The sequence below is a fragment of the Sphingomonas ginkgonis genome, from assembly GCF_003970925.1.
Classification (GTDB): domain Bacteria; phylum Pseudomonadota; class Alphaproteobacteria; order Sphingomonadales; family Sphingomonadaceae; genus Sphingomicrobium; species Sphingomicrobium ginkgonis.
Map to the genome: position 1 here is coordinate 842,630 of NZ_RWJF01000001.1, position 22,007 is coordinate 864,636.

A 22,007-nucleotide genomic window follows, 5' to 3' on the forward strand; every position below is an offset into this window, starting at 1 on the left:
AGTGCCTCTATTTCTCGTCGCGATCATCCTCGGCATCGTCGAGGGCGTTACCGAATTCCTGCCCGTCAGCTCGACCGGCCACCTGATCCTCGCCAATGCGCTGCTGGGCTTCGACCCGGAGACCTGGAAGGTCTTCAACGTGGTCATCCAGCTCGGCGCGATGCTGGCGGTGGTGGTGCTCTACTGGCGGACCTTCCTCGCCGTCATCACTGGGCTGGCGAGCCGGCAGCCGGGCGCGTGGCGGTTCGTGCGCAACCTGCTGGTCGCCTTCCTGCCTGCCGCGATCATCGGGCTCGTCCTCCACAAGCAGGTGGAGGCGCTGCTCGGCTCGGCGCATGTGGTCGCCTGGGCGCTGATCGTCGGCGGCATCGCCATTCTCGTCGTCGAGCGCAACGCCGGTGAGCAGTCGATCGCGGGGGTCGCGGAGATCCCGCTCACCAAGGCGGTCAGCATCGGTTTCATCCAGTGCCTGGCGATGATCCCGGGGGTCAGCCGCTCGGGCGCGACGATCCTGGGGGCGGTGAGTCTCGGGGTCGAGCGGCGGACGGCGGCGGAGTTCAGCTTCTTCCTGGCCCTTCCGACCATGCTCGGGGCGACGGTGCTCGAGCTCTACAAGAATCGCCACGACATGGGCCCGATCGGGCTCGACCTCATCGGCATCGGCTTCGTGGTGAGCTTCATTGTCGCGACCGTCGTCATCAAGGCGTTCCTGGCGATCGTCACCAAGCGCGGCTTTGGCCCGTTCGCCTGGTACCGGATCGTCGCCGGCATCGCCGCGCTGGCATGGCTCGGCATTCGCTGATTACCGCCGTTCATTCGCTGGCAAGTGATTGTGATATAAGGATCCCCACTGCCTGATTCGCGGGAGGATGAGATGCGTTCGATGTTGCTTGCCGCGCCGCTGCTGCTCGTTGCCGTACCCGCCGCCGCGCAATATGCTCCGCCTCATCCGCCGCCCTACGGCTACGACGTGCCACCGCCTTATGGCTATACGCCGCCGCCGCCCGGACCGGGCAGCCAGCTGGGCGCGGTGCTCGACGATCCGCATCTTGCCGATCGCGTTACCGATCTCATGCACGGGCTGACCGACGCGGTGCTCGACCTGCCGGTGGGCGACCTCCAGGCAGCAGTCGAGGGTCGGCCGCCGACCCGCCGCGACCATGACCGCACGCTCGGCTCGGGGCAGACGCGCCGCGATATTCACCGCCAGATCGCGGAGAGCCGCGGCACGATCCGGGCGGGGCAGCAGGCGATGCAGCGCTCGCTGCCCTTGATCGCCAACGCGGTCGGCCAGGCCAGCGAGCAGATCAGCCGCGCACTCGATAACCTGCCCAGCCCGGCCTATCCGCACTACTGACGCCGAGGTCACTGGACGGCGGCCTAGGCTACGTTAAAGCGGCTGCCCATGTGGCAGCTGTTCCAATTTCCCCTATGCCCCTTTTCCCGCAAGGTCCGGCTGATCCTCGCCGAGAAAGGCGTCGCGCACGAACTGGTGCGGGAAAATCCGTGGGACCGGCGTGACGAGTTCATGGACCTCAATCCGGCCGGCGAGACGCCGGTGCTTGTCGAGACGGAGCAGGGCATAACGCTGATCGGCAGTCAGCCGATTGCCGAATATTTCGACGAGACCGTCGACAAGATGCCGATGATCCACGGCAATGCGGTGATGCGCGCCGAGATCCGCCGGCTGGTGGAATGGTTCGACGAGAAGCTGTTCCGCGAAGTCGTCGAGCCGATGATGGTCGAGCGGATGCGCAAGCGACTGGTCAGCCACGAGAGTCCCGACACGCGCATCCTGCGCGAGGCGATGCGGGTCGCCAACAATCACCTCGACTATGTCGACTATCTGCTCGACCACCGCCGCTGGATGGCGGGACCGGGCCTCAGCCTCGCCGATTTCACCGCGGCGGCGCACATCAGCGTAATCGACTATCTCGGCGCGCTGGACTGGCGCGGGCACAAGCCGACGAAGGACTGGTACGCGGTCATGAAGTCGCGGCCCGCGTTCCGCCCGTTGCTCGGCGAGCGGATGGAGGTGATCGTCCCGCCCAACCACTACGACAAGGTGGATTTCTAGGGACACCGCCTCATCGAGGTGGTTCGAAGAGCCGCAGCGTCGATAGCGATCGTCGCTTGACCTGATGCCAGATGACGCGAAGCTTTCCGAGCTGCGGCATCTTTGGCCTGTCCAATGCCATGTTCATCGGAGCGCAAGGCGGCTCCGCCGAGTTCCGCATCCATGCCGGGTGGTCAGCCGGCGGAAGATGGTACGGAGATCGACATGGTACTCGCCTTGCTCCTGGCGTCAGCGCAGGCGGTCGCGGCGAACCCGCCTGCCGATCTTCCCGAATATAGCGAGCGGGCAGCTTATGGACCGGCCGCGCCGAAGGCCACCGCCAGACCGCGGCGAGCATCCCTGGCCGACCCGTGTCAGGCGCGCACTCCCGAGCCGGGAGTGATCCTTGTTTGCGGCAGGCCCGACACCTACCGCATCGATCCCGACCTGTTGCTGGCGAAGCGCCTCGTCCATAACCAGGTTCAACAGCCCCGGCCACCCGAACGCCTGGAGGACAGGAGCTGTCAGGTCGTCGGCACGATGGGCTGCATCAACACCCCGACGATCAACGTGTTTCAGGCGGTGATGACGGCTGCGACCATGGTGAAGACGGCGGCAACCGGCGGGAACGTGGGCAAGATGTTCGTCACCGGTCACGAACTCAGCGAATATGAACTCTACAAGCGGGCTCGCGAGCGCCGGATCCATTGCCCATGGTCTTCGATGCGCAACGGCTCGGCCACCGGCGCAGCCTGTTTGGTCGACGATCCAGATGACAGCGCTGAAGGAAAGGCTGGCCATTGAAGACACTTCACGGCTGGATGCCATCGGTCTTCAGTCATGTGCAGGCCGCTCAACCCTGCACAGCTGCAACGAGATAGTTCAGGCGCAGATCCTCGCTGAGATGGAGGCCGCGGGCGGGAGTGAAGGCGATACCTTCGATATCCTCGCACCGGAGCCCCGCGGCGGCGACCAGGGTCTGCATCCGCTCGGGCGGGATGAAGCTGTCATAGTCGTGCGTGCCGCGCGGGATCCGGCCGACCCCCTCCGCCAGCGTGATGGTTAGCAGCTTCGACCAGGCGGTGCGATTGGGGGTGGAGAGGATGAGCAGGCCGCCGAGGGCCAGCCGGGCGGCGAGGGAGCGGAGGAAGACGGCGGGCTCGGCGACATGCTCGATCACCTCCATCGCGGTGACGAGGTCATAATCGCCGTCGAGCCGCTCGACCGGGACCGCGCGATAGTCGATGGCGAGGCCGCTCGCCGCCGCATGGGCGCGGGCCGTCGTGATTAATTCACCCGCCGCGTCGATCCCGGTGACCTCGGCGCCCAGCCGGGCGAGCGGCTCGCACAGCAGGCCGGCGCCGCAGCCGACGTCGAGGGCGCGCTTGCCCGCCAGCGGCTTCAGGTCCCGCTCGTCCTTCTGCCAGTGCTGATCGACCCGGTCGCGGACATAGGCGAGGCGGACCGGATTGAGCTTGTGGAGCATGGCGGACGAGCCGTCCGGGTCCCACCAGTCGCCGGCCATTTTCCCAAAATGCTCGGCCTCGCGGGCGACCACGCTGCTGCTTGTCTCGACCATGGCCTGCCCTTAACAGGGCGCCGCGCAAGCCCCAAGGAGCAATGACCCTGGCCCGGATCGTGATGAAATTCGGCGGCACGTCGATGGCCGGTATCGAGCGGATCCGCCACGTCGCCGAGCGGGTCAAGCGCGAGGCCGCGGCGGGCAACCAGGTCGCGGTGGTGGTCTCGGCCATGGCCGGCGAGACCGACCGGCTGGTCCAGCTCTGCCGCGAGGCGGCGCCGCTGTACGACACCCGCGAATATGACGTGGTCGTCGCCAGCGGCGAGCAGGTGACCAGCGGGCTGCTCGCGATCACTCTCCAGGGCATGGGCGTCCGGGCCTCGAGCTACATGGGCTGGCAGCTGCCGATCCGCGCCTCGCACCATACCTCGGGCCTCATCGAGGAAATCGATGTCGAGGTACTGGAAAAGGTGTTCGGCGACGGTCGGATCGCGATCATTCCCGGCTTCCAGGGCGTGACCGCGGCTGGCGACGTCGCGACGCTCGGGCGGGGCGGATCGGACACCAGCGCGGTGGCGCTGGCCGTGGCGATGAAGGCCGACCGTTGCGACATCTACACCGACGTCGATGGCGTCTACACGACCGACCCGCGGATCGCGCCGCGAGCGAAGAAGCTCGACTATGTCACCTACGAGGAGATGCTTGAGCTCGCCTCGGTCGGCGCGAAGGTGCTGCAGACCCGCTCGGTCAGCCTCGCCATGCGCTTCAACATGCCGCTGCAGGTGCTGTCCTCGTTCGAGGACCGGCCGGGCACCCTCATCGCCAGCGAGGAGCAGCTGGCCACGATCGAAGGACCGAAGATGGAACGCAATGTCGTCACCGGCATCGCCCACGATTTGAATGAAGCCCAAGTGACCCTGGTCGGCCTGCCCGATCAGCCGGGGATCGTCGCGGGCATCTTCGGGCCGCTCGCGGACGCCAACGTCAACGTCGACATGATCGTCCAGTCCGTAACCGCGGCGGGACACCTGTCAGATCTGACCTTCACCGTCCCACGCGCCGCGCTGGCGCACAGCCTGGCCGAGCTGGAGAAGGTGCGCTCGACGGTCGGTTTCACCGAGATCATCACCGACACCAACATCGCCAAGGTCTCGGCGGTCGGGGCCGGAATGCGGTCGAACGCGGGCATCGCGGCGCGGATGTTCCGCACGCTCGCCGACCGCGGGATCAACATCCTCGCCATTACCACCTCGGAGATCAAGGTGAGCGTGCTGATCGCGGAGGAATATACCGAGCTGGCGGTCCGGGTGCTGCACACCGCCTTCGGGCTCGACGCGGCGCAGGATCAGGCGGGAGCGGCGGCATGAGTGGCGAGGGGCTGATCGCCGACCCGCGCCCGGTCCACGCCAGCCTAGGGCACGAGCGATTGGCCGAGCTGTGGCAGCGCGGGCGTGATTTCCTTGGCGCCGATCTGGCGATACTCGGTGGCGCGATGAGCTGGGTCTCGGAACGCAACCTCGTCGCCGCGATCAGCAATGCCGGCGGTTTCGGGGTGATCGCCTGCGGGGCGATGACACCCGAGCTGCTCGACACCGAAATTGACGAGACGAAGAAGCGGACCGCGCGGCCGTTCGGGGTCAATCTCATCACCATGCACCCGCAACTGTCCGAGCTGATCGAGGTCTGCGCCAAGCATGGCGTCGGCCATGTCGTGCTGGCCGGCGGCCTGCCGCCGGGCGGAGCGATCGAGAAGATCAAGGGGACGGGGGCGAAGCTGATCGCCTTCGCCCCGGCGCTGAGCCTGGCGAAGAAGCTGGTCCGCTCGGGCGCCGACGCGATCGTAATCGAGGGGATGGAGGCCGGCGGCCACATCGGCCCGGTCTCGACCTCGGTGCTGGCGCAGGAGATCCTGCCGGTGATCGCCGGGGACGTGCCGGTGTTCGTCGCCGGCGGGATCGGGCGCGGGGAAGCGATCGCCGCCTATCTCGAGATGGGCGCGGCGGGCGTGCAGCTCGGCACCCGCTTCGTCTGCGCGACCGAGAGCATCGCCCATCCGAACTTCAAGAAGGCGTTCATCCGCGCCTCGGCGCGTGACGCGGTGCCGAGCGTGCAGATCGACCCGCGGCTACCGGTGATCCCGGTCCGCGCGCTCAAGAACAAGGAAACCGAGCGGTTTGCCGCCAAGCAGCGCGAAATTGCGGAGCATCTCGACGGCCAGCGGCTGGAGATGGCCGAGGCGCAGCTGCAGATCGAGCATTACTGGGCGGGCGCGCTGCGCCGCGCGGTGATCGATGGCGACGTCGAGACCGGCAGCGTGATGGCCGGACAATCGGTCGGGATGGTCACGAAGGAGCAGCCGCTCGGCGAGATCATGGCCGAGCTGGTCGACCAGGCCGCGGCGGCGCTGGAAGCGCGGGCCTAGTACCAGTCGGGGTCGGGACGCGGTTTCCACTCTCTCGCCGCCTCGACAATGTCCTGCAGCTCGACCGGGGTGTCGAGCGGATCCTCGTCGAGGCTCTCGACCCGCTTCAGCTTGCGCTGCCAGCGGCGGAGCTCCTGAACGTAGGCAACGCAGGGCTTGCGCATCAGCGTTCCCGACGGGAGTTCTTCCAGGTCGGCGATGCCGTTGTGCAGCCAGCCGCCCTCGCTCCAGCTCGGCATGTCGACCCCCGGGAAGAGGCAGATGCCGTGAAGGTCGACCCCGCTGTTCACCGCCGCCATGCACTCGAGCAGCAGGTCGCGGAACCAGTCGTCGCGGCCGCCCTTCAAACCGCTGGTCTCGGCGATGATGATCGGGCGACCGTAGCGGCGATAGCCGCGAAGGATGAGGTCGAATACCGGCACGATCCGGTCGTCGTCGGGCTTGAGCGCGGGGTAGGGCCCGCCCTCCGGCTTATATTCCTGCTGACCAAACGCATAATTGTTGAAGCCGACGATATCGAGCAGTTCGGGGCTGCCGCCCCATTCAGGATGGGTCCGCCCGGCGATCGCATCGAGCGCCTCGTAGGGCTCGACGCATTCGGCACGGTGGGCGGCTTCGGCAAGGTCGGGGCGGTCGCGCGGCGGAACGACGTGGAGCAGCGGCTCGATGTGGATGAGCCGCGCTTCGGGGATTACGGCGCGGATCGCCTTGGCGGCGAAGATGTCAGCCTTGGCCAGCGCCATGCCCAGGCGGCGGCGGTCCCCCGCGCTCTTGCGGAACGGCGCGCACCAGCCCCACGCCCCGCCCATCAGTGCGAAGTGGCTGATCTCGTTGATCGGGGTGAAAAACCAGGGGCCGTGCGGCTGCTGCTCGAGCACCCAGCGGGCGGCGGCGGCGGCATAGGCGGCGAAACGGTTGGCGAACTGGTCGTCGAACGGATCGCAGCTGTCGGGCACGCCATAGTGGCAGAGATCCCAGATGGGGGTCACCTTCCAGCGCTTCTGCGCGGCGGCGAATGACTCGACGGGCGAGAAGTCGTAGGTCCCGGCGCCGCGCTCGACCAGCGGCCATGGGATGCCCTCGCGTGCGACCCCGAGGCCGAGACTGGCGAGAAAACGATAGTCCTCGTCGGCGTGGCTGCGGTGCTGCGTCTCCTCGACGAGGTCGCGGCGGCCCTGGTCCTTCCAGTCGAAGGTTGAGCATTCAAAGCCCGACAGGAAGAAGGTCGGGAAAATCATTGGTTTCTGAGTCATGCCAGCGGCAACGCGCCGCCCGGCGAACGGTTCGCTACTGGGCGGTGGCCGCGACCGGAGCGGCGATCGACGCGGCCGACAGCCCGCCGAACGGCTGGCTGACGATCGACCGGAAGCCCTCGTAGATGGCGAGCGCGGTCGCGGCGATGGTGCGCGGCCGGTTGTTGCCGTTGCGGGCAAAGATGGCGAGCGCCACCCGGCGCCCGTCGGGCATGGTGATGAAGCCGACGTCGCCGGTCAGCCCGTTGAGCGTGCCCGTCTTGTGCTCGACCTTGGTGCCGTACGGAAGGAAGGCCTTCATCCGGTTCTTGCCGGTCTCGCAGCGGCTCATCACGCCGAGCAGATAGGCTCGGCTGGAGGGCGAGATGAAATCGCCGCTGTCGAGCCGCCGGAGAAACTGGACCATCGCTTCCGGGGTGGTGCTGTCGCGCACGTCCCACAGGTCCCGACGCGCGGCGAGCAGGGCGGCGATCGTCCGGTCCATCCGCATGCCCTTAACCTGGTGCTGGTTGAGCCAGGCCTGGATCGCGGACGGGCCGCCGAGATTTCTGAGCAGCATGTCGGTCGCAACATTGTTGCTGTGGATGAGCATGGCATCCATCAGCCGCGCCGCCGATTGGCCGCCAATCATGTCGTTGAGCGAACGCCGGCCATGCTCGACCTGACTGAGATAGTTGGCGGCGATCGCCACCTTGACCGTGCTCGCCATCGGGAAGCGCTGGTCGCCGCGAACGCTGACCATCTCCCCGGTCTTAAGGTCGATGGCGGCAACACCGACGTCATTGCTGCTGCCAACGACATAGCCGATCTGCTGCTCCAGCGAGCGCATCGATGGCGAGGACGCGGCGACAGCCGCCTGCGGCGCGGCTAGCAACAGGGCCGCGGCCATGACGACGCCTTTGCCCCACCCGCGCGGACCCGACGTCTTCACCTCCGAGGAGAATGGCAGCAGCGACAATTCGTTAATCCCCCGAACCGGAACTGGACAGCAAAGCTGAGCACTAAGTTCATCTTGGTGAACGAAACCTTATCATGGCGGCCCGAACAAGCATGAGTGACACGTAGATGCGGCGACCTGAGTCTTTTCAGCGGTCCGGCGAGTTGATAGCCCGGAACCCATGCCCTTGAGCGCCGCCTCCTCCGCCCGCGAGATTCTCACCGGTCTCCACGAGATCATGGCCGCTCGCGGCACCCCGCAATCCAAGCTGGACCGGGTCGTCGACCTGATTGCGACCGCGCTTCGAAGCGAGGTCTGTTCGATCTACCTGCTTCGCGACCATGTCCTCGAGTTGTGGGCTACCCACGGCCTGCGCAAGGAGGCGGTGCACGTCACCCGGCTGGAGATGGGCCAGGGTCTGGTCGGGGTGATCGCCGAGGAGGGCCGCGTGCTCAACCTCGCTGAGGCGGCCGAGCATCCGCAGTTCGTGTACCGGCCGGAAACGGGCGAGGAGCGCTACCACAGCTTCGCCGGGGTCCCGATCATTCGCCGTGAGAGCACCATCGGCACGCTCGCGGTCCAGCATGCCGAACCGCGCCGTTATGCCGACGTTGAGATCGAGGCGCTGCAGACAGTGGCAATGGTGCTGGCCGAGCTGATCGCCGCGGCCCGGCTGACCGACGGGGTAGGGCGGCGACGGGCGCGCTCGAGCGGGATGGTCCGGCTGGCGGGGCTCAAGCTGGTCTCCGGCATGGCGCGCGGGGTCGCCGTGTTCCACCAGCCGCGGGTGGTGGTCGAGCATACGGTCGCGGAGGACACCGAGGCGGAGCGGGCACGCGTCTATGCCGCCTTCCGCCGCATGCGCGAGCAGATCGAGAACATGACCCGCGATGCCGAGTTCGGCACCGCCGGCGAACATCGCGAGATCCTCGAGACCTACAAGATGTTCGCTTACGACGAGGGCTGGGCGCGCCGGATCAACGAGGCGATCGACAGCGGCCTCACCGCGGAGGCGGCGATTGAGCGGGTGCAGCAGCGCACCCGCGCCCGAATGCAGGAAATCGACGATCCGCTGCTGAAGGAGCGGATGCACGACCTCGAGGATCTCGCCAACCGGCTCCTGCGGATCGTCTCGGGGCGGATGGGGACGGCGGCGCAGACCGGCCTCGCCAAGGACGCGATCCTGATCGCCCGCAATCTCGGGCCAGCCGAGCTGCTGGAATATGATCGGCGGCGGCTCAAGGGCGTGGTGCTCGAAGAGGGCTCGCTGACCTCGCACATGGTGATCGTTGCGCGGGCCCTCGGGATTCCGGTGCTCGGCCGGGTGCAGGACATCCGTCACCTCGCCGACGAGGGCGACGTCATCCTGCTCGACGGCGACCAGGGCAGCCTCGCGGTGCGGCCGACGGGGCACATGATCTCGACTTTCGAGCAGCGCATGACGATGAGTCAGCGCCGCCGGGCCGAGTATGCGGCGATCCGCGGCAAGCCGGCGACGACCAAGGACGGGCTCGCCTGCCAACTGATGGTCAACGCCGGGCTGGCGGAGGACACGGCGCAGCTCGAGAACAGCGGTGCCGACGGAATTGGCCTGTTCCGCACCGAGTTCCAGTTCCTCGTCGCCGCCACCCTGCCCGGGCGCGAGAGCCAGTATCGGCTCTACCGGCAGGTGCTCGACGCTGCGGGCGACAAGCCGGTCGTCTTTCGTACTGTCGACATCGGCGGGGACAAGGCGCTGCCCTACCTGCAGGACGAGAAAGACGAGAGCGAGAACCCGGCGATGGGCTGGCGCGCGCTCCGCCTCAGCCTCGAGCGAAGCGCCCTGATGAAGGCGCAGGCGCGAGCGCTGATCGAGGCGGCGGGCGGGCGGACGCTGCGGGTTATGTTCCCGATGGTCTCGGAACCGTGGGAGTTCGACGAGGCCAAGCAGCTGTTCGAGAAGCAGATCGAATGGGCGGTGCAGGCGAAGCGGCCGACCCCGGCGAAGATCGAGTATGGCTGCATGCTGGAAGTGCCGAGCCTCGCCGAGGTTCTCGACCTCCTGCTGCCCAAGCTCGACTTCCTGTCGATCGGCACCAACGATCTGACCCAGTTCCTGTTCGCAGCGGACCGCGCGGATCCGCGGCTGGCCCAGCGCTACGACTGGCTGAGCCCGGCCATCCTCCGTTTCCTTCGCCGGGTCATCCGCCAGTGCCGCGAGGCCGGCGTGCCGGTGCGGATCTGCGGCGAGATGGGTGGCCGCCCGCTCGAGGCGCTTGCGCTGGTCGGGATCGGGATGGAGAGTTTCTCGATCACTCCGGCGGCGGTCGGGGCGATCAAGGCGATGATCCGTTCGCTCGACGCCGGGGCGGCGCGCGCCCGGCTCGAGCAGATGCTCGCCCGCCCGCCGCGCGACTTCCGCCGCGCGCTGCTGGAGTGGGCACGCAAGCAGGAAGTGGTGCTCGGCTGAGCCAACGGTTGACAGGCCGGGAGCCCACCGTGAAGGTGCCGGCCGGTTCGCAGCAATCACGGACGGGCGGGGTATGGTCGAAACGGACGGGATGGACGGCGGCACGGTCGGCGAGCGGCTGCGGTCGGCGCGGCAGGCGCAGCAGCTGACGCTCGAGGACGTCGCCGCGCGGACGCGGATCCCGGTCCGCCATCTCGAGAGCATCGAAGGCGGCGACTGGGACCGGCTGCCCGCCCCGACCTATTCGATGGGGTTCGCCAAGAGCTATGCCTCGGCGCTTGGGCTAGACCGGACCGAGATCGGCGAGCAGCTTCGGGCGGAGATGGGCGGCAGCACCTATCGCGCGCCCCACGCCGCGCCCGAGGTGTTCGAGCCCGCCGATCCCAAGCGAGTCCCGCCGCGGACGCTGGTGGTGGTCGCGCTGCTGGCGATCGTCGCGATCGTCGCTGTCCTCCTTTATCTGCGCAGCGCCTCGCTTGAAGGCGGCCCCGATGCCGCGCCGGGTGCGGCCAACCCGGCGCGGCCGACCGCTTCGGCGCCCGCCACTCCGGCAGCGGCTCCGGCACCGAGCGGACCGGTGGTGATCACCGCCAACGACGCGGTCTGGCTGCAGGTCAGCGAGAAGGGAGGCGCGACGCTCTTCTCCGGGCAGCTGGCGCAGGGTCAGGCCTACACCGTGCCGACCACCGCCAAGGCGCCCGTGCTCAAGACCGGCAAGCCCGAGGCAATCCGCATCTCGGTCGGCACCGCCGACGCGCCGCCCGTCGGCCAGCCCGCAACCACCGTCCGCGACGTCAGCCTGCTCCCGGCCGACCTGCTGCGGCAAGGCGCCTCGGCGGCGTCGCCGAACGCCGCGACGGGAGCCACTTCCCCTAGTGCAACGGCAGCGCCGCCGCGCTAGGATTCAGCCGGGGGACAGCTTGCCCGGGCGAGAGCAGCCGCGGGATTGATGGCGGGGATCAATTGGCTATGCGTTTGAGAATGATGCTTTTGCTCGCGGGCGTCGCGGGCAGTCTTTCGACTGCGGGACTGACCCGCGATCCGCCCACCGCGGAACAGCGGCTCGACCGGCTCGAGCGCCAGGTCCGGCAGGTGCAGGGCAAGCTGTTCCCCAAGGGACAGCCAGCCGACACCGCCGGCGTTTCGGACGATCCGGCGGCGACCCAGTCGACCGTGACCGATCTCGCGACGCGCATCGACGCGCTCGAGAAGTCGCTGGCGGAGATCACCCGCGCGTCGGAGGAGAACGGCAACCGCCTGAGCACAATGGAGGCCGACGTCGCGCGCATGCGGGCGGACAGCGACAATCGCTTCAAGGCGCTGGAAAATGCCGGGCCGCCGCCCGCGGCCGCGGGGAGTGCGGCCGTCGCGCCGACATCGCCCCAGGCCGACGCGAGCGAGCCGCCGGCACCGACTCCGGCGCCCGAGCCGCGCCCCGCGCCGCGCAAGGTGGTCCGCGAAGGACCGCCGCCCGCGCCCAAGCCGAAGTTCGAGACAGGCGAAGCGGACAGCACGCCCGCCCGCCCGGCAGTCGCCACCAAATTGGCGAGCGGCGCGGCCGGGCTCGATGCCGAGGCCGCCTATGACGCCGGCTACCAACACTGGATGAAAAAGGACTTTGACGGCGCGGTCACCGCGCTGAAGGGCTTCTCGGCCAAGTATCCGGGCAACCGCCGGGTAAGCTGGGCGAACAATCTCTCCGGCCGTGCGCTGCTCGACAGCGGCCAGCCGCGCGCCGCGGCCGAAGTGCTGCTCGCCAACTACCGCAAGGATCCCAAAGGGGAGCGGGCGCCCGACAGCCTTTTCTATCTCGGCCAGGCGCTGATGCGGCTCAACCAGTCGACCCAGGCGTGCAAGGCCTACGCCGAGCTGCAGGACGTGTACGGCTCTTCGATGCGCCCCGACCTTCGCAAGCTGCTCACCCCCGCGAAGGCCGAGGCCGGCTGCAAGTGAGTTCGGCGGGCGCGGTGTGGGGCGAGGGTCCCGCCGCCTTGCTCGCTTCCGATGCCGTCCGGCGCTTCGAAGCCGATCTCAACGCCTTGCTACCGCTTGGCGCGGCGTTCGGGCTCGCCGTCTCGGGCGGGCCGGACAGCGTCGCACTTCTCCTCCTCGCGGCGGCGGCTCGCCCAGAGGGCTGCCTTGTCGCGACCGTCGATCACGATCTTCGACCCGAAAGCGCGGTGGAAGCGCTGCTGGTGGAACGGCTGTGCGCGGCGCTGGAGCTGCCCCACGAGACGCTCAAGCTGCGCTGGGCCGAACCGCCGCTCAGCGCACTGCAGGAGCAGGCGCGGGCCGCGCGCTACGCGGCGCTGGGGGATTGGGCCGTGGCGAATGGGCTCGGCGCGGTCCTGACCGGCCATCACCGTGACGATCAGGCCGAAACAATGCTGATGCGTCTGTCGCGCGGGTCGGGTGTACGAGGTCTTGCGGCGATGCGTGCCGACGCTCCGCTTCCCGGCGGCTCGGGCATTCGCCTGATCCGGCCGCTGCTTGACTGGAGCCGGGCCGAGCTGGGCGAGATCTGCGCGGTGGCGGGCGTGGAGCCCTGCCACGACCCCGGCAATGACAATGCCCAGTTCGAGCGCGTCCGCTTCCGGCAGGCGCTGGCGATGCTGGACCTCGATCCGGCGGCGCTGGCGCGCAGCGCCCGTGCGCTGGAGGACGCCGATCGTGCGCTGGAGTGGGTCGCAGACGAGCTCTGGGTGGCCCGCGTGCGACCCGACGAGCACGGCGGGCTCGTGCTGAAGGTTGCCGACTTGCCGGCCGAACTTCGCCGCCGGCTGGTCACGCGGGCCGTGGCCGAGCTCGATCCCGCCGGAGTGCCGCTGCGCGGGCGGGAATGCGACGAACTTCTCGATCGGTTGGCAGCGGGAACGTCGGCGTCAGTCCGCTCGCTGATCGCACGCGGCGGCCCCCAATGGGCTTTTCTGCCCGCTCCCCCGCGCCAGCCGCGAAAGCCAGGTTGACAGGCCCCGCCTAACCCCCCTATCCGCCGCGGCCTGCCAAGCATCATCTGTGCCCAGGTGGCGGAATTGGTAGACGCACCAGCTTCAGGTGCTGGCGCTCGCAAGGGCGTGGAGGTTCGAGTCCTCTCCTGGGCACCACTCCCGGTCAAAGATGGGCACCGGCTCGCGAGCGGGATCGCCTACTTTGACGAGGGTCCGCTCAAGCGCTGCCTTACTCCCCCTGATGACAATCTCCTCGGGTGTAACGGTGACCTGGTCCACAAACAGTCGCACGTAGGCGGAGCGGAACTGATGATCGCCCTCCCGGAGGGCCGTTTTCATCCGTTTGCCGAAAGTATCGATCATTTCCTTGGTGATGCGCACCTTCGCCTTGGCAAGCTGAGCTTCCAGCGCCTTCACGTCCGCTTCGAGCATGCTTTTGCGAGCCCGGTTGTGAGCCATGCGCTCAGCGAACTCTGGCTCATCAAGGCGAGAGACGTCGCGCTCGACCAAGATCATGAGGTTCGTGATCGCCTTGGACACGCTGGTCAGTTCAGTCCGCGCCAGCGCCAGATCCCTGCGTCTCCGCTTGTCAGCATCCGCAGAGCGATCCAGCAGATGGGAAAGAAGCACCGGAAGCCTTGAAGGGGCGAAGAGCCGTTCCTGCAGGGCGCCTATCACTGCGCCTTCAAGTTCATCCCGCTGGGTCGAGGGGAGATTGCAGGCGGCAGCTCCTTCGTTCACGCGCGCGCTGCAGCAATAGTAGTGATAGGCGCCGCTCTTGCCGGTGCGCACCGTCAACCCGGCGCCGCAGCCTGGCTGGCCACACTTGGCGATCGTGGCAGGCAGCAAGGTCGTGCCGTTCGTCACCCGAGGCGGCGTGACCCTAGGCGACCGCTTCGCGCGAAGGGCAGCGACTTCGAGGAACTCTTCTTCGCTGATGATCGACGGGCACGGCACCGTGATCCACTGGTCCTCGGGCAAGGGCTCCTTGAACTCGTTCTTCTTCCCGTCGAGGTAGTAGCCGACATAATGTGTGCGGTTGAGGATACCGGCCACGTTCGAGTTCTTGAAACGGGCGCCACGCAGCGTGTAGCCCCTCGAGTTGAGCCACTGGGCAATGCCCCTGGCTCCCAGAGGACCCTTCCCGTCACCGTAGCGAGCAAGGCGGAACATCTGGCGGACGACCGCGGCCTCATCCTCCCGAATGGCGAGCTTCTTCTTCTCCTTGTCCTTCCGCCGCTCGACCGTGATCGACTGGTAGCCGAAGGGGATAGGGCCTCCGTTCCAGAAGCCCTGCGCAGCATTCTCATTCATGGTCCTGATCGTGTTGACCGACGACTGGTCAGACACGTGCTGATTGAAGGCGCCGACCATCGAGCGCATCAGGTTGCCATTAGGGCCTTTGCCGAATGTCTCGGTCACGGAGGCCAGACCCACGCCCACTGCCTGCAGCTGCTCGTATGAGTTCGACTGCAGGGAGAGTTTGCGGGCGAATCGGCTGAGAGCGAACACGACGATCACGTCGAATGGGCGCAGGGCGCTCTGCGCGAGGCTCATCATCTTGCGGAAGACTGGCCGGCCCTCGTCCTTGCCCGACATGCCGGGCTCCTGCAGGACGTCGACTAGCTCCCAACCCCGAGCCGCGCAGAACTCCTCAATCTTCGAGATCTGACTGGGAAGGCTGATTCCGTGCTGTGCCTGGTCGTCAGTGCTGACCCGCACGTAGCCGCATGCCCGAAGCCTCACCGCTTCTTTCCTCCGACCAGAACATCATGCTTCGGCTGAGAACGATCCGAGATGGCCACGAGGGTTAAGCCAGCCCCTAGGAGCATGGCTTCCATCCGTTCGAGCGCGGGTCCAGCCTGCGTGACATGCGACCACCAAGGAACGACCAAGAGATCGTACGGGCGCTCGGGCCGGCAGGCGGCGGTGACCAGCTCCGCCAGCCGACCATAGTGCTGCTGCCCATCGTACGCCGTCTCGACGACCGTGATCACATGCGCAAAGCCGCGTTGGCGGCAATAGGCTTGGATGCTGGCGATCTGTTCGGGCACGATGGACCGGGCGAACTGCAGTTCCAGCGGCGGATGCACGTAGCCTGCGACCTTGAGGGGAGCCTTCACTCAAGCCCCCTTACCAAGGAGGTTGGCGGCGCTGGTGTCGACCGCGATCAGCAGCACGCCGCCAGCGCTCAGCCGGTCAGCGTAGGTTGCGAATTCGCCAGGGCGGCGCGCGACGCGGGAAGTCGAAGCGACCACGATGGCATCGAAGGGGCGATCCGCGGAGCAGGCGCGATCAACCAACTCCTCGAAGTCACGCTGGTCGTCACCCGCCCCGACTGCGATCTTTGCGCCCTCGATGGCGGAGGACACGATCGTCATCTTGTTTGCGGCACAGTATCCGCGAATACGGGCCAGCTGCCGCAGTTCTTCGGTGAGGCGATGCGGCGCGTCGGTGCTGGAACGGGCGTAGGCGGCAACGCGAAGTCCATGGTACTTCATCTTTAATCCTTTCTTTCTTGTGAGATGTCGCTCGCGCCGCCTGCGGACCCAAGAAGGTCAGAGACGACATCACCCAGCCACGCTAGGAGCAGGTCGACTTCTTCGGGCGACACGGGGAGCTCCCTGGGCAGGTCGCAGCGGATGCGCCTGGAACCGGCGTTTCGGCTTCCTGCTCTCTGAACATGGATGGGCGAATGAAACGACATGCCCGTTCCATGTCATGCTGGCGCCAGGTCCTTTGCGACCAGGTTGCTTGCTACTTTCGAGGTTAGGCTGTCGCCGCTCTGGCTAGGGTTCGCGCCTTTCTCGGTCGGCTTTCTTGCTGCGCCACGCCGCCTCGGCCGCCGCTGCCCGGAAGCCCCGTAGGATGAAGGCGTTCAAGAGGTCGATGTCTCGCACGGCTAGAACGTCGAACAGCGTGGGCGGGGATGGCTGCTGCGCCAGCCAGGCATCGAGCTTGGCGAAGATCTCGTCATCAGCCTTGTTGCGCTCGGTGAGAAGGTAACGGCTGTTGAGCGTTTCGATGATCTCCCCGTCGATCATGGCCTCGGTCGGGCTGACGACGAGCGACGTGGTGATGTAGGCGCCCTCTCTGAAGCGCTGCTTGCGATCACCGGACACCTTGCCGGCGAGAAAATGCCGGCCATCCGACAACTCGCAGATGATCCAGTTGCTGAGCGTCGCATCGTGAGAACCTGAGTCCATTATTTTTCCTCCGGGCATCATTGCCGAAAGGTCAGTTCCTCCAAGTGGGTCTCACCCCGTGAGGGCGGAGGCACCGCGCCGATGCCGCCCCCGTTCGTCAGAAGTCGAAGTCGTCCAGGCCTCGAGTAGGGTAGCTCTGACGAGGCGGCTCCGGGACGGTGGCGAATGCTGCAACGCTTGGGTATTCGCTGGCGCGCTCGACTGCCCATGAGGCGAACTCACGCCAAGCTGTCCGGGCCGCGCCCGGCTCATGGACCTTGTTCCAGAAGAGGCTGGCGAGCCAGCAGCCCACCACGTCGGTCTCGCAATAGCGCTCAAGAGCGGCCCAGTCCTCTCGAGTCACGAGTGCGGATACGGTGCTTGCAGGCTCTTGCTTCACCGGAATGCCGAAGGGCGCACAGATCTGGGCGAGGCTCGTCGGAGCCGCAGCTCGCTTCAGCTGGTCGAACAGGTCGAGGTGTTTCCCGACCATCGAGCGGTTGTGCATGTCCATTAGCCTGGGGACATGAAGCTCGTGGAGAGCGGCCCGAGCCAGCAACACGGGCAGGTCGAATTGGTAGCCGTTGAACGTCAGGAGGACATCGGCATCGTCGACTGCTGTCTCGAGGGACATGATGATCCCGCGCTCAGACACTAAACCTCGCGAGAAGCTCTCGAGAGCGTAGAAGCGCTGTCCGTCTGCCTTGCTGAGGACGGCCAGAGCGCTGGCGCAGACGACCTGGTGCAGCGGAAACGGAGCGAACTCATCTGATGGGACGTAGCCGCAGCGAGCAGCAGCCTCCTCGTCGAGGGCGGTTTCGATATCGATGGTAACGGTCTTCACTTGGTATTCCTTGGAATTAGGCGCGTGTGCGGTGTCTCCACCGCCGGAGGACGACGGTGGATGGTCACGGTTGGTTGGGACGGGTCAGGCGTTCCGGTCGGGCCAAGCAGCCCATTCGGCAGCAAGGGTGACCTTTGGCGAGCCCTTGAGCAGGGGCGTGAACCCGAGGAAGTTGCTGTCGTGGAGCTCACGGGCGAAGATCAGCATGTGGACGTGCGGCTTGCCTTCCGCATAGCCGCTGAGCCCGGGCTGATGTTGGACCAGAACCACAGGCAGCCGCCGCTCCACGCAGAGCTTGGCCCATGCGAACGAACGGGCAGCCTCGAACTGGGCGTGGAAGGTGCCACCCAGCCTGAACCTCACCGTAAATAGGATCATCAGGTCCCGCGTTTCGGGCAGACGCTGATCCTCGAAGCGTCGCAGGATCGCACTCAAATCCCGCAACATGTCTGTTGCGTGCGGCGGAATGAGTAGTTCCTCACGCTGGCACGTCGAGTTCCCATCATGGAGAGTGATGCGGCGACCGACTACCTCGTCGGTGCGGTTGAGCTTGCCGTTGAACTCGCCCGGGATGATGCCTCCGGCGACGTCTACTGAAACCTTGCTGCGGTCGGCCTTGTAGTCGGCCATGGCTTAGGCCTTCTCGCCGGAGAGGTTGGCAGCAACGGGCTGATCATCGAATGCCTGCGAAAACTTAGAAATCTCTTTGATAGACAAGGGCGTATCCTCTTTGGATGGATCGCTCCTCAACCCGAACTTCTTTTCATCCGCTCGGGCGGAGCAAACTCCTGCCCCTTCTTCATTGATCCTCTTCTTCCCTTGTCACCGGACGTCTGCACTTGGCCGTAAGGAGACTGTCCACTTTTCGGCGACAAGGCGGCATTCTAGACAATCGTCCAGTCACGCGGGGATAACTGCTATTGATCCAAAGCCATGGCTCGGCTGTGCACCTCCCAGCGTTGTCCCCTTTGAGCTGTCGCAAGCTGCAATTGTAAGCTGACAACTCGCGTCAGAAAGACGCGAATGAGCTAGAGAGCGCCCATGTTTGCCCGCTTCGCCCTCCCATTCGGTCCGAGATCGATCGTCCCCGGCCTCTTGCTATGTCTTGCCGTTACCGGGGCGGCATACGCCCTCCAAGCCGGCGAAATCGCGCTGCTTGGCAAGGCGTGGATCGAGGCATTGGTAATGGCGATTCTGGCGGGAGCGGTGGTTCGCTCGCTGTGGACGCCCGGCGAGCGGTGGCACGAAGGAATCCAGTTCAGCGTCAAGACCTTGCTGGAAATCGCCGTTGTGCTGCTCGGCGCTTCGGTCAGCGCGGCTACGATCCTGGCTGCCGGCTGGGCCCTTCTGTTCGGAATCGTCATAGTAGTGACGATTGCCATCGTCGCGAGCTTCGCCATCGGGCGGATGCTGGGATTGCCGACGCGGATGGCACTGCTGGTGGCGTGCGGCAATTCGATCTGCGGCAACTCGGCCATCGCGGCGGTTGCGCCGGTGATCGGCGCTGACGGAGACGACGTCGCGGCGTCGATCGCTTTTACCGCAGTGCTGGGGGTCATCGTGGTGTTGGCGCTGCCGTTCATCGGCATGGCGCTCGGGCTGCGCAGTCATGGCTATGGAGCGTTCGCTGGCCTCACCGTCTATGCCGTGCCACAGGTGATTGCCGCCGCCGCGCCAATGGGCGCAGTAGCGGTGCAAATGGGAACGCTGGTCAAGCTGGTGCGGGTGCTAATGCTAGGACCGGTGTGCGTGATTCTGGCCCTCCTCGCGCCGCGCCTCGCGCCTCAGTCCGAGCCGGCCGACGCAGTAATTGCCGGCGAGGCTCCCACTAGAAAAATTCCACCGCTGAGCAAGCTGGCGCCGTGGTTCATCCTCGGTTTCCTGGCGATGGTTGCGCTCCGCTCGCTGGGGCTGATCCCTGTGGCCATCCTGGCGCCGCTCGCCACCCTGGCGACCTTTCTTACGATCGTCTCAATGGCCGCGCTCGGCTTGGGTGTCGATGTCCGCACCGTCGCCAAGGCCGGAGGGCCGGTGACCGCGACGGTCGTCCTGTCGCTCGTGCTGCTCGGCGCAATCAGCTTTGCGTTGCTATTCGCGATCGGCCTCGCCTAGCGCTGCACCTGCACCGGAGCGCCCGGTGCATCGGGCGTCCCATTAGCAACGACGAGGTAACGCCGATCGTCACTGGCCTCGTCGGTCACGACCTGACGGATCGGGCCAATCGCGTTGACGATGGCGCTGCCTGCCGGGTTTGTCGTGAACTTGGCCAGCGGCTGCAGCTTGCCTCGCCCGTCCGGCCGGTCCGCAAGGGCAAGGATGAAGTCGGTCTTGGGCGGCAGGCCCGCGACCGCCGCCTGCAGGATCTGGACTTGGCCCTGGTCGAACAGCGTGACCTGACTTCGCCCGGTCCCGGACAACTCCAGCTGGGTCTTTGCCAGCGCCTTGGCCAGCGGCATCAAATTCGACCGTCCGTCACCGGCGGTGACCGCACCCGGCACATAAGCGACGCCTTGCGGCCCTTGGCCGATGGGCACGTTGGCGATAACCTTGTTTGCGGCGGTATCGATCACCGCCACCATGTCGGCATTTTCCAGACCGACGTACATCCGGCTTCCGTCGCCCGACGGCCAAAGACCATGGGGTAGCGCACCGACCGGAACTGACGCCACCTGGGCGAAATCGCTGGTCCGGAAAACCTTTACGACGTTCTCGGTGCCGACCGTGACATAGGCGAACTGCCCCTTCGCGGTGCGCGCGATGTTGACGTGATTGGTGATCGGGCCAGTATCGATCGTCTTGAGAATATTGAACGGCGGGCGAGCGTCGAACACCATGACCTTTCCGACGTCCTTCAATGTTAGCCACACCTGCTTACCGTCCGGCGTGGCGGCAAGGTCGGGGCAGAAAGGGCTGGCCTGCTTGACCCGCCCGGCGACCTTTTTCGTCCGTGTGTCGATCGCCACGGTTTCCGGCGAGAAGCTGGAGCAGACGAAGCCATAGCGCCCGTCTGGCGAAAAGATGGTCATACCTGGTCCGGTAGGGACCGTGATCCGCCCTGTTTCGCGGAACGTCTTGCCGTCGAGCACGGCGACGTAATCCTCGCCCCGGATGCTGACCCATACCTCGCGGCCATCGGGGCGAAAAAAGGCCTCGTGCGGGGAGCGTCCGACGTAGGCGGTATGCTTCACCGTGTTGGTCTCGGTGTCGATGAAGCTGACCGAATTCGACCCGATCGATACCACCGCCAGCGTCTTCCCGTCGGGCGAGAAGCCCATGCCGTGAACCAGCAGCTGGCCCTTATAGAGCGGACTGAGATTGCCCGGCGTCTGGTCGCCAAGCTTGATGACCCCAAGCAATTGGTTGCTCGATGGGTCGATGACTGAAACCGTGTTCGAGAACTGATCAGACGTGTAGAACCGATCACGCGCGCTGACCGGTACGTCGTATTTGCCGTTCGGAACCTGCTGCGCCTTGGCGGGCGCGATTGCCAGCAGGCCGGCCGCAATTGCGGCCACTGAACGGTGGGTCACAGGCGTATCTCCTTGAAAACTTGCGAGCCTAACGCGGCCTCCCGCGATACGTTCAATGACTGGCTTTATGCTCATCCAGAATGCGTTTCATCGTCGCGATTTCCTGCTGCTGTTCGACGATAATCCCCTGCGCCAAGCGGCGAAGTTGTTCGTTCTTTCCGTACTGGAGCTGGATTTTCGCCATATCGATCGCACCCTCGTGATGGACAATCATCATCTCGGCGAAATCGCGGTCTGGATCGCCGCTCGCAGGCCGCATCATGCCGTGATGCATGCGCTCCATCGCGGTCGTCATGTCCGCCAAGAACGTGTTTCCAGGCGGCGACGCTGCAGCCGTGAGGACTAAAAGAACGAGCGGGGTAGCAAATTTCATGTCGTTTTCCCTCGAAGGAAGCCGAGTTATGGTCAGGCTGCGGTGCGATGAACGTGCCACCTCAACACGGGTCGCATGATGGCCGATAGGGGACTGTCCAAACTTCGTTGCGAGGTCACGAAAGCGGCCGCTGGTTCATCGGCGGGGAGAGTGTCTGTTTCCGACCCATTGCGGACATTGCGACGATCTCTAGTGTGAGGGAATGGATCGCGTCGAACGCAGTATGGTGGTGGCGTGCTTCACCGTCGTTGGAGCCCTCCTCCTCTATTTCGTCGGCGTTCCCCTGCTCGGATATTTCGTCGGGGACTGGGGCAGGTTTTTATTAGCCGTTTGCATCAGCCTTGCGGTCTTCTCGGCGTGCGTAGGCGGCGGCATTGCGTGGGCAGCACGCGGCGCGGATGCAGATCGCTGAGGTCCGCTTTCCACCCATTCCAGACATTGGGTCGGTGGACCTGGCGCGATCTCGTGAATGTCCGCGATGGGTGGAA

The 22,007-nt window shown here is 66.1% G+C and carries 23 protein-coding genes, 1 tRNA gene and 1 pseudogene; 14 read left to right on the forward strand and 11 right to left on the reverse strand.

The window, feature by feature from the left end; translation table 11 throughout:
* Window position 1 precedes the first annotated feature (1 nt).
* The 4 genes from HMF7854_RS04075 to HMF7854_RS04090 all read left to right on the forward strand — a co-directional run bounded on the left by HMF7854_RS04075 (window position 2) and on the right by HMF7854_RS04090 (window position 2,860).
* Window positions 2-802, forward strand: coding sequence for an undecaprenyl-diphosphate phosphatase (locus HMF7854_RS04075; protein ID WP_126717928.1), 801 nt, complete (start codon window positions 2-4; stop codon window positions 800-802).
* 72 nt (window positions 803-874) lie between these two features.
* The gene (locus HMF7854_RS04080; RefSeq protein ID WP_126717929.1) at window positions 875-1,357 is read left to right on the forward strand and encodes a hypothetical protein; all 483 of its coding nucleotides are present in this window, start codon (window positions 875-877) and stop codon (window positions 1,355-1,357) included.
* 48 nt (window positions 1,358-1,405) lie between these two features.
* Complete coding sequence (locus HMF7854_RS04085) at window positions 1,406-2,077, forward strand: glutathione S-transferase family protein (RefSeq protein ID WP_126717930.1); 672 nt, start codon at window positions 1,406-1,408, stop codon at window positions 2,075-2,077.
* Between the two features lie 204 nt (window positions 2,078-2,281).
* Window positions 2,282-2,860, forward strand: a complete 579-nt coding sequence (locus HMF7854_RS04090; protein WP_126717931.1) for a hypothetical protein — start codon at window positions 2,282-2,284, stop codon at window positions 2,858-2,860.
* A gap of 49 nt (window positions 2,861-2,909) precedes the next feature.
* Here the strand turns inward: HMF7854_RS04090 and ubiG are convergent, their stop codons facing one another.
* Window positions 2,910-3,635 carry a bifunctional 2-polyprenyl-6-hydroxyphenol methylase/3-demethylubiquinol 3-O-methyltransferase UbiG gene (gene ubiG / locus HMF7854_RS04095; RefSeq protein WP_126717932.1) on the reverse strand — a complete coding sequence of 242 codons (726 nt, stop codon included), beginning with the start codon at window positions 3,633-3,635 and terminating at the stop codon, window positions 2,910-2,912.
* A gap of 47 nt (window positions 3,636-3,682) precedes the next feature.
* Here ubiG and HMF7854_RS04100 point away from each other — a divergent pair, with 47 nt between their 5' ends.
* Together HMF7854_RS04100 and HMF7854_RS04105 are read left to right on the forward strand one after the other, a co-directional pair.
* Window positions 3,683-4,945 carry an aspartate kinase gene (locus HMF7854_RS04100; protein WP_126720059.1) on the forward strand — a complete coding sequence of 421 codons (1,263 nt, stop codon included), beginning with the start codon at window positions 3,683-3,685 and terminating at the stop codon, window positions 4,943-4,945.
* Window positions 4,942-6,000, forward strand: a complete 1,059-nt coding sequence (locus HMF7854_RS04105; protein WP_126717933.1) for an NAD(P)H-dependent flavin oxidoreductase — start codon at window positions 4,942-4,944, stop codon at window positions 5,998-6,000. Before HMF7854_RS04100 ends, HMF7854_RS04105 begins: the two co-directional genes overlap by 4 nt.
* Here HMF7854_RS04105 and HMF7854_RS04110 read toward each other — a convergent pair.
* Together HMF7854_RS04110 and HMF7854_RS04115 are read right to left on the reverse strand one after the other, a co-directional pair.
* Window positions 5,997-7,253 carry a glycoside hydrolase family 1 protein gene (locus HMF7854_RS04110; RefSeq protein WP_126717934.1) on the reverse strand — a complete coding sequence of 419 codons (1,257 nt, stop codon included), beginning with the start codon at window positions 7,251-7,253 and terminating at the stop codon, window positions 5,997-5,999. The genes HMF7854_RS04105 and HMF7854_RS04110 overlap by 4 nt on opposite strands.
* Before the next feature lie 34 nt (window positions 7,254-7,287).
* On the reverse strand, window positions 7,288-8,142 hold the full coding sequence (locus HMF7854_RS04115; RefSeq protein WP_126717935.1) for a serine hydrolase: 855 nt from the start codon (window positions 8,140-8,142) through the stop codon (window positions 7,288-7,290).
* Between the two features lie 229 nt (window positions 8,143-8,371).
* On the opposite strand from HMF7854_RS04115, the gene ptsP reads away from it, so the two are divergent.
* The 6 genes from ptsP to HMF7854_RS04145 all read left to right on the forward strand — a co-directional run bounded on the left by ptsP (window position 8,372) and on the right by HMF7854_RS04145 (window position 14,229).
* Window positions 8,372-10,639, forward strand: a complete 2,268-nt coding sequence (gene ptsP, locus HMF7854_RS04120; protein WP_126717936.1) for a phosphoenolpyruvate--protein phosphotransferase — start codon at window positions 8,372-8,374, stop codon at window positions 10,637-10,639.
* Between the two features lie 73 nt (window positions 10,640-10,712).
* Entirely contained in the window at window positions 10,713-11,540 is an 828-nt protein-coding gene (locus HMF7854_RS04125) for a helix-turn-helix domain-containing protein (protein WP_126717937.1), read from the forward strand.
* Window positions 11,541-11,620: 80 nt separating this feature from the next.
* Complete coding sequence (locus HMF7854_RS04130; RefSeq protein ID WP_185829146.1) at window positions 11,621-12,592, forward strand: tetratricopeptide repeat protein; 972 nt, start codon at window positions 11,621-11,623, stop codon at window positions 12,590-12,592.
* Window positions 12,589-13,605 carry a tRNA lysidine(34) synthetase TilS gene (gene tilS / locus HMF7854_RS04135; RefSeq protein ID WP_239016830.1) on the forward strand — a complete coding sequence of 339 codons (1,017 nt, stop codon included), beginning with the start codon at window positions 12,589-12,591 and terminating at the stop codon, window positions 13,603-13,605. The genes HMF7854_RS04130 and tilS overlap by 4 nt, the downstream gene beginning before the upstream one ends.
* Window positions 13,606-13,656: 51 nt before the next feature.
* A tRNA-Leu gene (locus HMF7854_RS04140) sits at window positions 13,657-13,743 on the forward strand.
* 153 nt (window positions 13,744-13,896) lie between these two features.
* On the forward strand, window positions 13,897-14,229 hold the full coding sequence (locus HMF7854_RS04145) for a hypothetical protein (protein WP_126717939.1): 333 nt from the start codon (window positions 13,897-13,899) through the stop codon (window positions 14,227-14,229).
* 81 nt (window positions 14,230-14,310) lie between these two features.
* On the opposite strand, the pseudogene HMF7854_RS16240 reads toward HMF7854_RS04145, so the two are convergent.
* From HMF7854_RS16240 to HMF7854_RS04180, 6 genes and pseudogenes are all read right to left on the reverse strand, one after another.
* Window positions 14,311-15,333, reverse strand: a pseudogene (locus tag HMF7854_RS16240) (recombinase family protein); the annotation flags it as partial.
* On the reverse strand, window positions 15,330-15,710 hold the full coding sequence (locus HMF7854_RS04160; RefSeq protein ID WP_126717940.1) for a hypothetical protein: 381 nt from the start codon (window positions 15,708-15,710) through the stop codon (window positions 15,330-15,332). The gene HMF7854_RS04160 and the pseudogene HMF7854_RS16240, both read right to left, overlap by 4 nt.
* Complete coding sequence (locus HMF7854_RS04165) at window positions 15,711-16,088, reverse strand: recombinase family protein (RefSeq protein WP_126717941.1); 378 nt, start codon at window positions 16,086-16,088, stop codon at window positions 15,711-15,713.
* A gap of 288 nt (window positions 16,089-16,376) precedes the next feature.
* Entirely contained in the window at window positions 16,377-16,814 is a 438-nt protein-coding gene (locus tag HMF7854_RS04170) for a hypothetical protein (RefSeq protein WP_126717942.1), read from the reverse strand.
* Window positions 16,815-16,890: 76 nt separating this feature from the next.
* Window positions 16,891-17,616 (reverse strand): ribonuclease H-like domain-containing protein, encoded by a 726-nt coding sequence (locus HMF7854_RS04175; protein WP_126717943.1) that lies wholly within the window; start codon window positions 17,614-17,616, stop codon window positions 16,891-16,893.
* Between the two features lie 84 nt (window positions 17,617-17,700).
* Entirely contained in the window at window positions 17,701-18,246 is a 546-nt protein-coding gene (locus HMF7854_RS04180) for a hypothetical protein (protein ID WP_126717944.1), read from the reverse strand.
* 411 nt (window positions 18,247-18,657) lie between these two features.
* On the opposite strand from HMF7854_RS04180, the gene HMF7854_RS04185 reads away from it, so the two are divergent.
* Window positions 18,658-19,728, forward strand: a complete 1,071-nt coding sequence (locus HMF7854_RS04185; protein WP_126717945.1) for a YeiH family protein — start codon at window positions 18,658-18,660, stop codon at window positions 19,726-19,728.
* Here the strand turns inward: HMF7854_RS04185 and HMF7854_RS04190 are convergent.
* Both HMF7854_RS04190 and copM read right to left on the reverse strand, forming a co-directional pair.
* The gene (locus HMF7854_RS04190) at window positions 19,725-21,146 is read right to left on the reverse strand and encodes a YncE family protein (protein ID WP_239016832.1); all 1,422 of its coding nucleotides are present in this window, start codon (window positions 21,144-21,146) and stop codon (window positions 19,725-19,727) included. The genes HMF7854_RS04185 and HMF7854_RS04190 overlap by 4 nt on opposite strands.
* 52 nt (window positions 21,147-21,198) lie before the next feature.
* Entirely contained in the window at window positions 21,199-21,519 is a 321-nt protein-coding gene (gene copM / locus HMF7854_RS04195; RefSeq protein ID WP_126717947.1) for a CopM family metallochaperone, read from the reverse strand.
* 202 nt (window positions 21,520-21,721) lie between these two features.
* Here copM and HMF7854_RS04200 point away from each other — a divergent pair, with 202 nt between their 5' ends.
* Entirely contained in the window at window positions 21,722-21,931 is a 210-nt protein-coding gene (locus HMF7854_RS04200) for a hypothetical protein (RefSeq protein WP_126717948.1), read from the forward strand.
* Window positions 21,932-22,007: the final 76 nt, after the last annotated feature.

Coding starts and splice junctions, on each gene's coding strand:
- HMF7854_RS04200 (WP_126717948.1), top strand. CDS start 21,722: ATGGATCGCGTCGAACGCAGTATGGTGGTGGCGTGCTTCACCGTCGTT.
- HMF7854_RS04185 (WP_126717945.1), top strand. CDS start 18,658: ATGTTTGCCCGCTTCGCCCTCCCATTCGGTCCGAGATCGATCGTCCCC.
- HMF7854_RS04115 (WP_126717935.1), bottom strand. CDS start 8,142: ATGGCCGCGGCCCTGTTGCTAGCCGCGCCGCAGGCGGCTGTCGCCGCG.
- ptsP (WP_126717936.1), top strand. CDS start 8,372: ATGCCCTTGAGCGCCGCCTCCTCCGCCCGCGAGATTCTCACCGGTCTC.
- HMF7854_RS04080 (WP_126717929.1), top strand. CDS start 875: ATGCGTTCGATGTTGCTTGCCGCGCCGCTGCTGCTCGTTGCCGTACCC.
- HMF7854_RS04130 (WP_185829146.1), top strand. CDS start 11,621: ATGATGCTTTTGCTCGCGGGCGTCGCGGGCAGTCTTTCGACTGCGGGA.
- HMF7854_RS04145 (WP_126717939.1), top strand. CDS start 13,897: ATGATCGCCCTCCCGGAGGGCCGTTTTCATCCGTTTGCCGAAAGTATC.
- HMF7854_RS04090 (WP_126717931.1), top strand. CDS start 2,282: ATGGTACTCGCCTTGCTCCTGGCGTCAGCGCAGGCGGTCGCGGCGAAC.
- HMF7854_RS04170 (WP_126717942.1), bottom strand. CDS start 16,814: ATGATGCCCGGAGGAAAAATAATGGACTCAGGTTCTCACGATGCGACG.
- HMF7854_RS04110 (WP_126717934.1), bottom strand. CDS start 7,253: ATGACTCAGAAACCAATGATTTTCCCGACCTTCTTCCTGTCGGGCTTT.
- ubiG (WP_126717932.1), bottom strand. CDS start 3,635: ATGGTCGAGACAAGCAGCAGCGTGGTCGCCCGCGAGGCCGAGCATTTT.
- copM (WP_126717947.1), bottom strand. CDS start 21,519: ATGAAATTTGCTACCCCGCTCGTTCTTTTAGTCCTCACGGCTGCAGCG.
- HMF7854_RS04125 (WP_126717937.1), top strand. CDS start 10,713: ATGGTCGAAACGGACGGGATGGACGGCGGCACGGTCGGCGAGCGGCTG.
- HMF7854_RS04180 (WP_126717944.1), bottom strand. CDS start 18,246: ATGGCCGACTACAAGGCCGACCGCAGCAAGGTTTCAGTAGACGTCGCC.
- HMF7854_RS04105 (WP_126717933.1), top strand. CDS start 4,942: ATGAGTGGCGAGGGGCTGATCGCCGACCCGCGCCCGGTCCACGCCAGC.
- HMF7854_RS04165 (WP_126717941.1), bottom strand. CDS start 16,088: ATGAAGTACCATGGACTTCGCGTTGCCGCCTACGCCCGTTCCAGCACC.
- HMF7854_RS04085 (WP_126717930.1), top strand. CDS start 1,406: ATGTGGCAGCTGTTCCAATTTCCCCTATGCCCCTTTTCCCGCAAGGTC.